The sequence below is a fragment of the Streptomyces sp. NPDC059008 genome (assembly GCF_042749045.1).
In the GTDB taxonomy this organism is placed as follows: Bacteria; Actinomycetota; Actinomycetes; order Streptomycetales; family Streptomycetaceae; genus Streptomyces.
The window spans coordinates 404,486-418,629 of the sequence record NZ_JBHYJC010000003.1 but is presented as its reverse complement, the minus strand read 5'-3'; the positions used below and the strand labels follow the sequence as shown (position 1 = coordinate 418,629).

Annotated in this window: 14 protein-coding genes and 2 pseudogenes; 7 read left to right on the top strand and 9 right to left on the bottom strand. The window is 68.9% G+C overall.

Features of this window, described 5'->3' with window-relative positions:
- Positions 1-21: 21 nt before the first annotated feature.
- The gene (locus ACFWZH_RS07260; RefSeq protein WP_384426801.1) at positions 22-921 is read right to left on the bottom strand and encodes an NAD(P)H-binding protein; all 900 of its coding nucleotides are present in this window, start codon (positions 919-921) and stop codon (positions 22-24) included.
- Between the two features lie 120 nt (positions 922-1,041).
- On the opposite strand from ACFWZH_RS07260, the gene ACFWZH_RS07255 reads away from it, so the two are divergent.
- Positions 1,042-1,413 (top strand): MerR family transcriptional regulator, encoded by a 372-nt coding sequence (locus ACFWZH_RS07255; protein ID WP_384426587.1) that lies wholly within the window; start codon positions 1,042-1,044, stop codon positions 1,411-1,413.
- Positions 1,414-1,435: 22 nt separating this feature from the next.
- Here ACFWZH_RS07255 and ACFWZH_RS07250 read toward each other — a convergent pair whose 3' ends face one another.
- From ACFWZH_RS07250 to ACFWZH_RS07235, 4 genes and pseudogenes are all read right to left on the bottom strand, one after another.
- Positions 1,436-2,047 carry a Fic family protein gene (locus tag ACFWZH_RS07250; protein ID WP_384426585.1) on the bottom strand — a complete coding sequence of 204 codons (612 nt, stop codon included), beginning with the start codon at positions 2,045-2,047 and terminating at the stop codon, positions 1,436-1,438.
- On the bottom strand, positions 2,034-2,756 hold the full coding sequence (locus tag ACFWZH_RS07245) for a hypothetical protein (RefSeq protein WP_384426583.1): 723 nt from the start codon (positions 2,754-2,756) through the stop codon (positions 2,034-2,036). Before ACFWZH_RS07245 ends, ACFWZH_RS07250 begins: the two co-directional genes overlap by 14 nt.
- Before the next feature lie 130 nt (positions 2,757-2,886).
- Positions 2,887-3,557, bottom strand: a pseudogene (locus tag ACFWZH_RS07240) (sugar nucleotide-binding protein).
- A 13-nt stretch (positions 3,558-3,570) separates the two neighbouring features.
- The gene (locus ACFWZH_RS07235) at positions 3,571-4,092 is read right to left on the bottom strand and encodes a hypothetical protein (protein ID WP_384426581.1); all 522 of its coding nucleotides are present in this window, start codon (positions 4,090-4,092) and stop codon (positions 3,571-3,573) included.
- Positions 4,093-4,409: 317 nt separating this feature from the next.
- Here ACFWZH_RS07235 and ACFWZH_RS07230 point away from each other — a divergent pair, with 317 nt between their 5' ends.
- A complete protein-coding gene (locus tag ACFWZH_RS07230; RefSeq protein ID WP_384426579.1) occupies positions 4,410-4,802 on the top strand; it encodes a hypothetical protein in 393 nt (130 codons plus the stop codon).
- Between the two features lie 90 nt (positions 4,803-4,892).
- Here the strand turns inward: ACFWZH_RS07230 and ACFWZH_RS07225 are convergent.
- A pseudogene (locus tag ACFWZH_RS07225) lies at positions 4,893-5,353 on the bottom strand (hypothetical protein).
- Positions 5,354-5,425: 72 nt separating this feature from the next.
- Between ACFWZH_RS07225 and ACFWZH_RS07220 the strand changes: the two are divergent.
- Positions 5,426-5,809 (top strand): hypothetical protein, encoded by a 384-nt coding sequence (locus ACFWZH_RS07220; RefSeq protein WP_384426577.1) that lies wholly within the window; start codon positions 5,426-5,428, stop codon positions 5,807-5,809.
- Between the two features lie 237 nt (positions 5,810-6,046).
- On the opposite strand, the gene ACFWZH_RS07215 is transcribed toward ACFWZH_RS07220, so the two are convergent.
- A complete protein-coding gene (locus ACFWZH_RS07215) occupies positions 6,047-6,427 on the bottom strand; it encodes a winged helix-turn-helix transcriptional regulator (protein ID WP_384426575.1) in 381 nt (126 codons plus the stop codon).
- A 146-nt stretch (positions 6,428-6,573) separates the two neighbouring features.
- Between ACFWZH_RS07215 and ACFWZH_RS07210 the strand changes: the two genes are divergently transcribed.
- The 4 genes from ACFWZH_RS07210 (at position 6,574) to ACFWZH_RS07195 (ending at position 9,978) form a co-directional block, all read left to right on the top strand.
- Entirely contained in the window at positions 6,574-6,981 is a 408-nt protein-coding gene (locus ACFWZH_RS07210) for a RidA family protein (protein WP_384426573.1), read from the top strand.
- Positions 6,982-7,153: 172 nt separating this feature from the next.
- Positions 7,154-7,873 carry a hypothetical protein gene (locus ACFWZH_RS07205; RefSeq protein WP_384426571.1) on the top strand — a complete coding sequence of 240 codons (720 nt, stop codon included), beginning with the start codon at positions 7,154-7,156 and terminating at the stop codon, positions 7,871-7,873.
- A gap of 109 nt (positions 7,874-7,982) precedes the next feature.
- The gene (locus ACFWZH_RS07200) at positions 7,983-8,462 is read left to right on the top strand and encodes a nuclear transport factor 2 family protein (RefSeq protein ID WP_384426570.1); all 480 of its coding nucleotides are present in this window, start codon (positions 7,983-7,985) and stop codon (positions 8,460-8,462) included.
- 439 nt (positions 8,463-8,901) lie between these two features.
- On the top strand, positions 8,902-9,978 hold the full coding sequence (locus ACFWZH_RS07195; RefSeq protein WP_384426799.1) for a protein kinase family protein: 1,077 nt from the start codon (positions 8,902-8,904) through the stop codon (positions 9,976-9,978).
- Between the two features lie 285 nt (positions 9,979-10,263).
- Here ACFWZH_RS07195 and ACFWZH_RS07190 read toward each other — a convergent pair whose 3' ends face one another.
- The gene (locus ACFWZH_RS07190; RefSeq protein WP_384426568.1) at positions 10,264-11,352 is read right to left on the bottom strand and encodes a hypothetical protein; all 1,089 of its coding nucleotides are present in this window, start codon (positions 11,350-11,352) and stop codon (positions 10,264-10,266) included.
- A 1,066-nt stretch (positions 11,353-12,418) separates the two neighbouring features.
- Positions 12,419-13,954, bottom strand: coding sequence for a phosphodiester glycosidase family protein (locus tag ACFWZH_RS07185; protein WP_384426566.1), 1,536 nt, complete (start codon positions 13,952-13,954; stop codon positions 12,419-12,421).
- Between the last annotated feature and the right edge of the window lie 190 nt (positions 13,955-14,144).

Sequence of the window (14,144 nt, the reverse complement as noted above, 5' to 3'; positions counted from 1 at the left end):
GTGAACGGTCACGGTCCCCCGTCAGCCGAACTCAGCAGCGTGGTCGATGGCCCACCGCGCGAAGGTGCCGGCCGGTCGGCCGGTGAGGCGCTCGACATGATCGGTGGCGCGGCGTGACTCCGGTCGGCACACCGAGGCCGCGATCAGCGCTTCCACCAGTCGTTCGGGGCGCCCGTCCGCGAGCATGCGAGATCGCGCGAGGTCGGCGGGGAGCGCCTGGAAGCGCAGTCGGCGCCGGAGTGCGGCACCGAGGAGAGCGACCTGGTCGGCGCGACCGAGCACCTCAGGCCCCGTCAACACATACGGCTCGTGGTCCAGTTGGTCGTGAGGTGCGAGCAATACGGCCGCGGCCGCATCGGCGACATCGCGCTCGTCGACGACGGCGGTGGGTGCGACGTCAGGGCCGGACACCACGTCGCCCGCCCGCAACTGTGGCGCCCAGCCGCGGACGTTGGAGGCCAGGGTGTCGCTGCGCAGCACCATGGGCAGCAGACCGGCACCGTGGAGCAGGGCTTCCATGTCCGCATGCACCTGAACGATGGGATCACTCTGCCGAGCGGCTTCGTCATCGATAGCCGTCGAGGACAGGTAGACGACGCGGGGTGCCGCCGCGGTGAGTTCCGCCACCAGGTCGTGGGCAGGGGCGGAATCGAGCAGTGGCCAGATCAGAAACACGGAGTCGATGCCCACGAGCGCCGCGCGGAGGACCGCGGGGTCCGTGAGGTCACCGACCACCGACTCGCCTCCGGGACGCGCACCAGTCTGACGACGCACAAGGCTTCGCACGCGCGCCCCGTGCGCCTGGAGGCGGTCGACGACCTCCCGGCCGAGGTTGCCGGCCGCGCCGGTCACCAGGATCGATGAACGATGACGGGCGCCCGCGGGGCGAGCGATGTCAGACACACGAGCGTTATCAGGCATACGACCGGCATCAGGCATACGACCGGCATCAGGTATACGACCGGTATCAGGCATGCGAGGGGTATCAGGCATGATCGGGACGCTAAGGGTTCAGGTCGACATGAAGGCAAGGAGCGTGTGGTGAAGACGATCGGAGAAGTAGCCGCGGAACTCGGTGTCGAACCCCACGTGCTGCGCCACTGGGAACAGGTCGGGGCACTCACCGTGCGCCGCGATGGCAACGGCTACCGCGTCTATGACGACAATGCTCTGGAACAGGCACGCACCGTGCTGAAACTGCGACGCGTCGGGCTCTCGTTGCCCGAGGTCACCGCCGCCATGTCACCGAAGAAGTCGGCGGCACAGGAGGTGGTGAGGGCGAAGATCGCCGCGCTCGAAAGCGAAGTCGTCCGCAGACGGCAGGCAATCACCTTCCTGCAACACACCGTTGAGTGTCGTCATCGCTATCTCGACGACTGCCCGGACTGTGCGACGTTCGTCCGTGAGGATTGAACCGCCCTCCCCCCCGAGGACCTCAGTATCGGCGGCTGCGGTTGAGCACGCCGATGAGAGCTGCCAGGTCGGCGGCGCCCGCCGGATCGTCCGCGTAGCGGGTGGTCTGGAGGGGGCCGACCTCCGGAAGGACGATGTCCTCGCGAGCCAGGACGTGGACCAGGGTCAGCAGGGCCGCGCGGGCGTTGCCGTCGATGAAGGGGTGGAAGAACGCCACGTCGAGGTACACACGGGCCGCCCGGGCCGCCAGCGGGACCCCCGGCGCGGTCGCCTCGCGCAGGCAGGCGGCGAACTCAGCCTGGGTGCGCGGGGTCAGGCCGTAGCGCTCGCGCCCGGCCTTCGCATAGGCGTCCCCCGTACGGAACGACACTTCCGCCCCGCCGAGCACCTCCCGCTGCCAACCAGCCAGCAGGGCGAAGTCCAGCGGGGCGCGGCGGGCGGCGTCGGCGCGGGACAAGGTGTGGGCGGAGAGCAGCCGCTCGGCGCGGACGGGGTCGCGCCGGCGGACCGGCCCTTCGCACCAGGCCCGGAACCCGTCGCTCGCAGGCGGCCCCGGCCGCAAGCCGGGTGCTTGGTGCCATTCGGTCTCGCGGCGCACGCGCAGCCAGGTCGTGAGGCTGTCAGTAGCGGTCATGGAACTCCTCCAGGGCGGCCCGCTCGCGGTGGTCCTGGTAAGGGACATGACCGGTGAGGGCGACGGCGAGGTCCTCACCGACCGATTCGATCAGTGACCGCCCGGGAGTGACCCAGCTCTCGAACCGGCCGCCGATCGCGGCCTCCACCGCCTGTGCGGCGTCGGCCTGGCTCATACCGGTGGTGGTGAGGAACCAGCCCAGGACCAGTGCGGCCTGCCCTTGCCAGCCGCCCTCCGCACCCGAGTCCAGTGCGTGTGTCACGAGCCGGACGGCGGCCCGCTCCAGGTGCCAGCTGCGATCCTCGGGAGAGGCGTCTGACGGCGGCGCCAGTTCCGCAAATCGCTGCGCCAGTCTCTCCAACCACTCCCGCCACTCCAGGAGCGCGGCGACCACACGAGCAGCGGTCTCCTCGGGGGTCGTCACCGAGGTTGCTCCCGTCACCCAGCTGCCGATGACCCCGCCGTACCGGTAGCACCAGTTCCATCCCTGGGCCCAGTTCCCGTAGCGCTCCCGGATGATCGCGTCCACCTGGCGCTCGCACCAGCGTTCGCCCTCCCACCAGCCCGCCATACCGGAGAGCACGGGCGGCACCCATTCACGGACCAGCGCGCACAGGCGGGCCTCCTCGTCCTCGTCCCATGTGAAGGGGTGCCGGCCCGGGTCGAGATCGTCCCAGCTCAGCATGGCCCTGTAGGAGGGGGAGGGCACGCGGTTCTCCGGGAAGGGCAAGGTGTCTCGGTTGTACGTCAGCGCCAGACCCGCTCTTCTGTCTGCTCCAATAGGGCCATCAGTCTCGGCCCGCAGAGCCCGGGGTGGCGAATGGTTTTCCGCGGGGCGTTCAGGCCGCCGCGGTGACGAACCGGTGGGTGCCGCGCAGCTTGGTGCGCAGCTCGCGCTGGGTGGCGCGGCTGTCGAGGCGGACGTCGAGGGCGCCGGGAAGCCCGCTGTCGGCCCGCAGCCCCGTGGGCAGGCGGGCAGCGTCGAGCCCGTCACGCCTGGCGATGAGGACGCCGAGTGCGTGACGGCTCACCGCGTCGGCTCCCGCGAGATGGCGGATGCCGCTGGTGTCGCGCGACGCGAGCTCCAGGAGGGCCGCGGCCAGATCGGCCACGTGCACCGGGCAACGGATGTCGTCGGTGAACAGGGCGCCCTCGCACGTACCGGCGGCGAGTTCGTGCACGGCCCGTTCGTGAACGGACCGACCGCCGCCGATGATCAGCGAGGTACGGGCGACGACGACGAGGCCATCGCCAGCCGGACCGGCCCCTCGGCCGTGACCGTCCAGTCGGCCTTGCCGCTCGACGCGTTGACGACGACATGCGGGCGGACCTCGCTCATGACTGCTTCGATGTGCCCGGGAGTGCGCAGGTCGAGGGCGTACCACGCAACGTCGCGAATGCTGCCGGGCCGGGTCGCGTAGGTCGCGGCCGTCCTGTGCCCCGTCGCTGCCGCCTGTCGAACCACCTCAGAGCCCAGGAAGCCGCTACCACCGATGATCAAAACCGTCACGCTACGACACCGCTCATGGGCCCCCCGAACGAGACCGGACCGTCCGCCAGCGTGGGGCCTCGTCGTCGGGGACGTCCGGGGAACCGAAGTGGAACGGCACGCCGAGGTGGTGGGCCAAAGCCTGCCCTGCCTCGGCGGCAGCGGTGCCCGGCGGGGGACCGTCAAGGCGCTGGTGGACGGTCGCCAGGTGGCCCTCCCCGGACGGGTTGTCCAGGACCGCGACCAGGAGCACGAACCAGTCGTGGACGGTGTCGCCGTCCCAGAGGGCTTCGACCGCCGCCACCCGACCCGGATGGGCGGCAGCACGGGCTGCGAGTGAGGAGACGTCGAGCGGATCGGGCCGCCTGTGCCGTACGCGTTCGCCGAGGACCTCGTAGCGCGCGTGAACCACCTGCTCCGCCTCGCGCAGACCCAGCCCCAGTGGACGCAGGGCCTCCCACACCGCCTTGACCGCCATGAGCCGGCGATCGCACAGCACGTTCGCGTCGACCTCCTGGCGGGTCTGACCCTCCAGGTAGGTCCACCAGCCGCTCACCGGCCCACCGGGTATTCCGTGAAGCGCGTCATGAGCGGCTCATGCCCTGTGAATCGAGGTCGGGTGAGACACGAGGGGAGTATCCCCCGAGTGATCGGCTGCAGGCCACCGATGGGCCGACGCTACGACCGACCTTCGCGACCGTCTCCCCGCGAACACTCGCGACCGTCTCCCAGCGAACAGTCGTCGTTGCAAATGGCGAGCCGTACCGCAAACGACACTCTTCCGGAGGATACGTCGCAGCGTCGGCCCTGCCGCATGATGGAAGCGGCGCCCGCCATATGCCGGAGGGCGATGGGAGAAGGAGACGTGGTGGCATGAGTGAGGGAATCGAAGCCTCCGAGACGGCGACGGACGCCTTCGACTTCAACGTCGATGTGAAACTCACGGTCAAGGCCAACCCCAGCAAGGTCCAGTTCGTGAACATGACCATCGGCACCGTTCCCGGCGGCGCCGACCAGTTGGACGGCACATGGCGCGGGGCGTCCGTGTTCGTCCCCTCCACCGGGGGCAACTTCCACTGGGACGGCAGGCCGGGGCAGCAAGTCGCCTTCCTCAGCGACGGTGCGACCGGCAAGGTGGTCGTCGGTCTGCTGGGCTTCATCGGGGCCCCGGGCAAGCTCCCCGGCAGGGGCGCCTCCGGCAACGGCGAGGTGATCGACCCCGTCAACCCGCAGTTCCGCGAGGCCATCACCTGGAAGATCACCTGACCGCCCCGGGCGTCAAGTCACCTAAGGGCTGTCCCGTAAAGGATCTTCTGGTTGCCTCGGGCACGATGGGCCGCCGTGCGGCCCGCTTCCCTATCCGGCGAGAGCGAGGTTGTGCATCCGGGCGATGCCGAGCATGGCATGGTGGACGCCGTCGCCTTTGAGGCGGCAGTCGCGGAGCATCTTTTCAGGTCCGGGCGAAGACGTGCTCGACGCAAGCTCGGACCTGCTTTTTAGACCGGTTGTGTTCCTCTTTCCAGGTCGGCAGTTCGGTCTGACCGCGCTCGCGGCGGTGAGGGATGACGAGTCCGGTGCCCGGTAGCCTCCGTCGGCGATCGTGAGGGTGTTGCCGGCGGCGGTCTTGGCGCCGGGCTCCTCCTGGCCACGACCAGCAGGGCCCGGTCCTCCAACGGAAGAATCCACGGTCGGCCCCTGCGGATCGCGTCCGCCCCCTCGCGCCGCAGCACCGTCATCAGCTTCCCGAACTGCCGCGGGCTGAGCCCGGCGAACGGGGCTATCCAGGACGGCTCCGACGCCGTGATCACACCAGCCACCCGGAGATCATTTCAATTGCCGACAGGCCGCCTCTCAGCTGATGCTGGGCACCCAGCAAGCAAGGGAGCGAGATGGGGCTGATGCTCTTCCCAGGTGACGACGACGTGGCGAGTCCGGACGTCTCCTGGTCCTACACCGGCTTCGGCACGTTCAGAAAGTGGCTGGCCCAGACCGAGGGATTTGCGCTCGCCGAGATGGACGGCTTCGGCGGAGACCGGCAGTGGTCCAGCGTCTCCACCAGGCTGGAGCCACTACTCAACCATCCAGACGACGACGGCCCCGACCTCACGCCCGCTCAATGCGCGGCCATGCTGCCCCGGTTGGAAGCAATCCGCGACCACCGTCTGCCGGACGACAGCGACCCCGTCCTACGTCGGCGTATCGAAGACGTCAGTCAGTTGGTCACCGTCCTGCGGTTCTGCGTCGACAAGAACGTTGAGCTCATCTTCGGCTGATCCGGGAGCACGGAGCGACCCTCATCGAGGGGGACGGCCTGCAGTTACGGGAAAACCTCTAGCCAGCCTTCAGCGGGCTCCAGGGAATTTCACGCTCCTGGGAAATCACGAGTGAAGCCAGAGACGCACGAGTGAAGCCGGAGACGTAGGACGGCAACGGTCGCGGTGCCATGGAAGACGTACGCTCGCCGTGGCGTGCCGACGGGGGACCCGGGCTTCGCGTGCGCGTACCACCCGTCACGCGTCGAAGCGGCGGCGAGCCGCCTCGATGTGGCCGAGGTACTGGTGGGTCCAGTCGCACATGCCGTCGATCGTCACGCGTAGGGCCTGGCCCGGCTCGGTGAGGGTGTACTCGACCCGCGGCGGCACAGTGGGGTACACCCGCCGCGCGACCAGGCCGTTGCGCTCCAGCATGCGCAGGTTCTGGGTGAGCATCTTGTGGCTGATGCCTCCGATCCCGTTCCGCAACTCGCTGAAGCGCAGGGTACGTTCCCCGATCCCCTCGATGATCAGGAGCGCCCACTTGTTGGCGACGTCCGAGAAGATCTCCCGCGCCAGGGAGTCCGCGCGCGTCACATCCGCGTCCTCGGGCGAGCCGCTGAACTGCTTGGTCACCATCAGGTTCCCCAGTCACCGAAAAGTGCGTTCTTCCAGGTAGACGGTAACTCTCCTACGGTTCCCGAGTAACCACAAGAGACCGAGAGGGACTTGGGACGGGCAGCGGAAGCGCGTCCACGGCTTCTCGGGACAAGGAGGCGGACAGCATGGCCATCACCCTGGTCGACCCCAGCGGATTGCCCAAGATCGATGCCTACCGGCAGGTGTCGATCGCGTCTGGGGCGAAGCTGGTCTTCGTCGCCGGGCAGGTCGCCTGGGACGCCGACGGAGTCACCGTCGGCGAAGGCGACCTCACAGCCCAGGTCGAGCAGTGCTACCTCAACATCGCCACCGCCCTCGCCGAGGCCGGCGGCTCCTTCCACGACGTGGCGAAACTGACCGTCTACGTCGTCGACTGGACCCCCGACAAGATGCCCCTGCTCCTGGAGGGGATCGCTCGGGCTGCCGCGAAGCTGGGAGTCACTCCGGTCCCACCGGGCACGCTTCTGGGCGTCGCGGCACTGGACGTACCCGACCACCTGGTCGAGGTCGAAGCCACCGCGGTCATCGACTGACAGCGACTGACAGTGACTGACATCGACGGGGCAGAGGGGGCACCGGTCGGTCGGTCACGCACAGCCTCGTCCCACCACCAGTTCCCGCCGGGACGGCCGTGGAAAGGCGCGCGCGGAAAAAGCGAATCCGGCGGAGCATCCGCCCCGGGGAGATGGTGGGATGGGGATCATGATGAGGACTGACGCAATCGTGGTGCCGGGACTGTACGTCGGCTATCCCGGGGTGGCCTTCGGCGGCTACGTCGCCGGTGTGCTGGCGGAGCGGTCCGAGGCGAAGACGGTACGGGTGGACTTTCGTGGGCCGGTGCCGACGGACGCGCCCGTACGGATCGCCGAAACGGCAGGAGGGGGCGTGGAGCTGGGCGAGGCCGAGCAGCCCCTTGCCGCTGCGCGCCCCGCCGAGCTGCAGCTTGACGCGCCGGCCGCGCCCTCCTGGGACGAAGCGGTTGCCGCGACCGAGGCATTCCGTGCGGCGCCGCCGTCGGGTGTGGTCGACTGCTTCGGCTGCGGACTGCGTACTGCCGACCGCGGGCTGCGTATGCACTGCACGCCGGTGCCGGGGCGCGACCTTGTGGCCACGGCCTGGGTCCCGTCCCCCGCCTTCGCGGACCCGGACGGTCGCCTCCCGGCCCGACTCGTCTGGGGTGCCCTGGACTGCCCGGGACTCTGGGCGGGCCGCCTTCTCGGCACCCAGCGTGCGGGCGCGGTCACCGCGGCCCTCACGGGCACGATTCTGCGGCCGGTCACCGCAGGTGAGCCGTACATTGCCTATGCGTGGCTGCTGTCGGAGTCCGGCCGCAAGCACATGATGGGGGTGGCGCTCACTACGGCGGAGGGCGAACTGTCCGCCGTCTCCGAGGCGCTGTGGATTGACCCCAGGACGGCGCCCTAGCAGTGGCGTGAGCCTGGCAGCGCTTGATGCCGTCGCCGACGTGACCGTCGTGGTCGCTCCGGATCTGCGACCTTGACCTCAAGTGCGCTTGAGGTAGGAGTCTTTCCTCATGGACACCGAAGAGATGCAGCGACAGTTGCAGGCCCTGACCGACCGCGCCGAGATCACCGACCTGATGGACCGCTACCTGCGTTCCCTGGACGACGGGGTATTCGACGAGGAGTGGGCTCGCGCGTTCCACACCGAAGACGTCACCGCGGAGATGCCCATAGGCACCGTCCATGGCCGCGATGCCCTGCTGGCCCATATCCGGCGAGGAATGGCGCTGTTCGACCGCACCGTGCATCTGGGCACCAACGCCATCATCGAGATCGACGGTGCCCGAGCCACTGCCCGTGGCGCCCAGTTGAGCACCCACGTACTGGCAGACGGCTCGGGGAGCGTCTTCGTCTCCGCCGGCCACACCGACACCGAACTGGTCAGGACGGCCGACGGCTGGCGGATCTCCGCCTCGGCACTGCGCGTGGTGTGGACCCAGGGCCCTCCTCCGCGGCTGCCGGACGAATTCGCCCCGGCCCCCGCGGCCTAGACGAGTAGTTCCGATGTGATCAGTGGTCATAGGCGGTCAGTGAGCGGGTAGCCGCTGCGCCGGTCAGACTGTTGTGCCGGATGCCGACGGCCGTTGCGAGCACCCGCTGGGGCACTCGGACGGTCACGCTCTCGAAGGTCCGTCCGCCGTGCAGGGCCTGGGCCACGGCAGGACAGACGAGTTCGGAGTTACTGGGCAGCGGCGGTGCAGCGGTGCAGCGGTCTACCGAGGCGCCGGGTTCCTCCAATTTCGTCGTCGATCTTTACGTAGAGTGCGGTCAGGAGGGTGTTCAGGTCTGTCGTCGCACACGGACTTGGACGCCCTCTGCTCGCTCCGGAGGCAAACCGCAGAGCCGGCGTCGTTGCGCTCGACGGGACTGCGTAACCATTGCAGAATCGAGGTCGGCACCAAGGTGGAGGCCGCAGTGAAGTGCCCTGACATGTCGCGTGGTGCGCGCCTGTCCGCCCACAGCGCTGTCTCGACATCCCTGGCCTTGTGCAGTGACCGCGCCCTGCGCGAGCTTGTGGACGCGGCCGTGCCGATCGGATCCGGCATCGGCGGGAAATCGGCCTTGCTGGATGCCGGCGGTACCCCGGTCTTCGTGAAACGGGTGCCCCTCACCGATCCGGAGAGGCAACCTGAGCACGTCCGGTCCACGGCGAATCTGTTCGATCTGCCCGCCTTCTGCCAGTACGGTGTCGGCACCATCGGCGGGCCGGGCTTCGGGGCCTGGAGGGAACTCGCCGTGCACGTCATGACGACGAACTGGGTGCTCGCGGCGGAGTACGAGGGCTTCCCCCTGATGTACCACTGGCGGGTGTTGCCCGACTCGACGCCCCTGCCCGAGGAACTCGCCGACGTCGAACGGGCCGTGGCCTACTGGGGCGACGGATCGCAGGTGCGCAACCGGATCCTGGCTCTCCAGCAGTCCTCGGCGAGCGTCGCGCTGTTCCTGGAGTACATCCCGCAGAACCTGCACCAGTGGCTGGGCACCCAGGTCGAAGCGGAAGACCAAACCGCCAACCGAGCCTTCGCCATGGTGGAGAGGGAACTGGCAGCCGGCACCTCCTTCATGAACAGCCGCGGGCTCCTTCACTTCGACGCGCACTTCGAGAACATCCTGACCGACGGCCGGCGCCTCTACTTCGCGGACTACGGCCTCGCCCTGTCCTCCGGGTTCGAGCTGTCGCCGGACGAGGCCGACTTCTTCGACCGGCACCAGACCTACGACCACTGTTACACCGCCACGTATCTGGTGAACTGGCTGGTCACCGCTCTGTACGGGTACCAGAGGGAGGACCGGGAGGGCCGCTACGCGCTGGTGCGCGCCTGCGCAGAGGGCAAGCGCCCCACAGGAATCCCGGAGGAGGCCGCGGCGATCATCGCCCGGCACGCGCCGATTGCCGCAGTGATGTCCGATTTCAACCGCAAGTTCCAGCGCCAGAGCAGACAGACCCCATACCCGCTGGAGAAAATCCGCCGGCTTGGCGGAACGTACAGCTCCTCCATTTACTGACGGACGCCTGGAGGCCGGTATCGGGAACTGGACCCGGGACTCCTTCTGGAGGACCACGACGATGTCGGAGCCGCCGTAACTGAAGTAGCCGAGTTCCTCCACGTGCCGCACGCCCCCGTCGACGGGGGCGTGCCAGCGGTGGTAGCCGGTGGCGGGAGGCACGTTGACCGCGTAGCGCCCGCCCCCCGGGCGATCCCGCGCCGGGGCGCGATGCGGACCGGTCACCATGGCGATGCGCGTCGGGGGGTCGTGGCAGGCGAGGCCGCCACGACCGCCCTCGGGCCTCTAGGACTTCAGGCCCGGCCAGACCTCGAAGACGTTCAGGTCCTCGACGAAGCTGCCGTCGTCCCACCTGCACTGGATGTACCGGTCGCCCTTGATGAACCGCGGGTCTCCGTCAGGACCGAGGAAGACCGCATCGATGCCGCTGTGCAGATCCGCGGGCAGACCGGGCCAGACCTCGGAGATCTCCCGCGTGAAGCCGACGCGGCTGCCGTCGCTCCACTTGCACTGGACGTACTTGCCGCCCTTGAAGAAGCGCGGGTCTCCGTCAGGCCCGAGGAAGACCGCGTCGACGTCGTTCTGAATCTCCGGCGGCAGACCCGGCCAGACCTCCGAGAGCTTCAGGTCCTCGACGAAGCTGCCGTCGTCCCACCTGCACTGGACGTACCGGTCGCCCTTGATGAACCGCGGGTCCCCGTCGGGTCCGAGGAAGACCGCATCGATGCCGCTGTGCAGATCCGCGGGCAGACCGGGCCAGACCTCGGAGATCTCCCGCGTGTACCCGACCCGGTCACCACTCGACCAGTCCAGCTCGACGTAGGACGCCCCACCGAAGAAGCGGGGATTGCCGTTGTGCAGTAACGCTGCGTCGATCTTGTCCATCTGCACTTTCCCTTTCCTGGGGAATGTTGCGGTCCAGGTCGGGTCGTTTTCGACCCAACGCGCCTTGTAGAAGCCCTTCCAGCCGACCGTGCGACGGCCATTGGGTCGGTAGAACTCGACATGGTCGGATGACCAGCCGTCGTTCGCCAGGTCGTGCCTGAGGAGAGTGATCTGATGCGATTGCGGATGAATGCCGAGTCCCTTCACTTCGAAGAGTCCGGAGATCTCCTCGGGTGCCGGGCCGAATTGCCCCTTCCCCTGATCGCCCGTCACGTCGAACTCGACCACCTTGACATCGGTGGTGACGTAGAAATTACGGGTGGCGGGAATGGGGGCGATGTCGTGCGGGGACTCGTACCAGTCGGGGAACGCATGGAAGTGATCGGAGATCTTGTCCAGAGGCTCCGGGCTGGTCGGCACATCGAACTCGGCCGACAGACTGAGCGGCTCGGCGGCCGCATACCCGTTCCAGGTGTACTTGCGGAGCACACCCGTGCCTCCTGGCTGCCGGGGACCGGTTCCTCGACGGCCGACCGCCCAGAGCGTGTTACTGCTCTGGTCCCACAGCACGCCATGGGCTCCAGGAGATGATCACTCCAGTCGGTCAGGGCAGCGCCCTCGTCGCCGAGGTGCTGACGGTGCACGGTGAGGGCACCGTCAGCACCGTGGCCATCGGCCGTACCGTGCGGCGCCGCGGTGACCAGAGCCCCATCGGGCAGAAGCTCCACGGAGTGCGTGGAGCTCTGGACCGTCACCTCCAGCGCCACCTCCCCTTGAGGGAATCCGACGACGTATGCCTTTCCGCTGCCGGCCGCGACGACATAGCGAATTCCGTCGGCGTCCTCCCGGAGCCTGACATCAGTGGGGCCGCCCCAATCCGATGGCCCCCACGACCAGAGCGGAATTCTCCAATCAGGATCGTCGGTGTCGAATACGTAGACCTTTTGCGCTGAGCAGATCACGAGGCTCATGGCCACTCAGTCTGGAGCAGGAGGTGAGGCCCCTCAACCACGCCTTTGGTGGCGATGAAGCAACTACGCCACTTCGAATGTGGCTGATTCCGTGGGCGTGGCGTCATGCGACCCGCGGTTCAGCACGTCGGGCCCTTCGGGGCTGTCGGGGCTGTCGGGAGTCACTTGGCGGATATTTCCGCAATCACAGAACGTGTGTTCCAATATTTACGCCGGGGCGGGGAAGCGAACTCGACGGTTCACAAATATGCAGACCCAGGTGAAAGGGCTGCACACGCCGCACACACCTGAATCGGCCCCGGGCGCAGTCGCGCAGCGCACGGCGGAATGTGTCTCGACGTTTGTTTGCTCATGGAGCGGTGCCGGCCGGTCCAAGACGCGGGCGTACTCGCGTGATCGCGTGATCGCGCCCCGTGGCGCGGTGCCGCAGCCATGACTCGGCCCCGCGACGACACCCGCCGACCACAGCGGATGGCCGGTCCCGGCGCGCGACGGCAGCCACCCACCCTTCGGGGGCTGCGCGCCTGCACACCTACAGGGCGGCTGCCAGTCCGTCCGCCCGACAGCCTGGACAGCGCTCCCCGTCAGCGGGTGAGCAGCAGGGCGTCGCCCACCGCCCGCTCGGTGCCGTCCGACGGTGAGTTGATCAACTTGCCGTTCACCACCGTGCTCACCGAACCGCCTCCGTCGAGGGCCATGGCACGCACCGCACCGAGCGACTTCATCAGCTCCGCCCCTTCGTTGAGCCCGAGTCCGTCGCTGTAGCCGGGTTGGCGGCCGTCCGCCGCGACCAGGAGTATCCGGCCCCGCCGGTCGACGCCCAGGAGCATGCGCGGGTTGCGCTTGATGCCCCAGGTGTACGCGAAGGAGGGGTCCGCGGTCCGCTCGATGCCGTCCGCGCCGTAGTTCACCGCGACCTCTCCGTTGCGCACCAGCTCGGGGCCGCCGTTGACGATGTCGTCCTGCGGGCCGAGGTCGAGCTCGCGGCCACGCTCGTCCAGGATCCGCTGCCGCACCTTCAGTTCGCGGCCCGGCTTCGCGTGCGTACGCAGCCAGGAGGCGCCTTCGCCGACGCCGGCCAGGACGCTGCCGCCGTCCGGGACGGCACCGCCACGCGGACGCGTTTCCCGCACCCGGCCGCTCGCGTCGAGCACCGCCTCGACACCGTCGCCGACCGGGGTGCTCGCGCGCAACTCGTCGGTGAACTCCACGATCTCGTCGGGGTCGGTGCAGGTCATATCGTGCTGCGGTCGCTCGGTCGGGGAGTCGCCGCCGACGCCACCGCAGTTGCGCACCAGACCGGGCACGCGGTTGACGCCGTCCACGATCGCGGACGCTCCGCCCGCGCGGACCCTGAGCTCCGTGCGGAGCTTGGTGAACTCCGGGCGCAGTCCGTCGCCGCGCAGCACCGCCGCGATCCGGCCGTTGGTCGCCGCGCTCTGCAGCTCCCCGTCGTACGCGGCGATCCCGGCCGCGGCGCCCGGTATACCGTCCTTGCCCTCCATGACGAAGAAGCCCGCGTTGACGCCGAGCAGGGCGTCGTCGGCGATGGCCAGGTCGCTCACCTTCTCCCGGCCGGCGACACCTGTGCCATACGTGGCCCTCAGCGCACCGTGGTAACGCCGCGGGTCGACGATCGCCACCTTGACCTGGGCAAGTCCGGTACCGGGCACACCGTCCGCGCCGGTCCACTCGGTGACCGCGTCGAACCCCGCGGCGGCGAGGGCCTGGCGCCGGGTGTCGGCCTCGGTCCGGGTGTCGTACTCCCCCACCCGGACACGCACACCGATCAGTCCCCTTCTGTCCGCACCGCGCGGCCATGCGACCTGCTCGCTACGAGGGTCGAACCCGGCCTCACGCAGGCGCTGCGCCAGCGCCTGCGCGCGCTGCTCGGTGGCGAGGTGAGCTCCGTCGGCGCGTACCGTGACCGTCCAGTGGTCCGCGCCGGAGCGGCCCGAGATCCTCCCCTGGTACAGATCGACACCGGAGGCGAGCCGATCGTGCTGCCAGCCGGCGATCGGCCGAGGGACAGCGGCCGTCGAAGCGGCGGCCGCGGTGTCTCCGTACCGCTCGACGACGGCACTGGGGACGACGAGTCCCACCGCTGCGACGGCGATCACCGACGCCTTCACGGCAACTCTGAACGGACGGCGTGGGAGGGTCACGGGCACTCCTGGGTCGCGGTCGGACATCGCGTGCGCAGCTGACCGGGCACAGGCGGCCTGCACGGATGACATGGCGCTCGGATCGCGCGGGCATGCGCGGCGAGCTCCACTTCCACCGCAGCGAACGCGAGTTCACCGGCCAGGG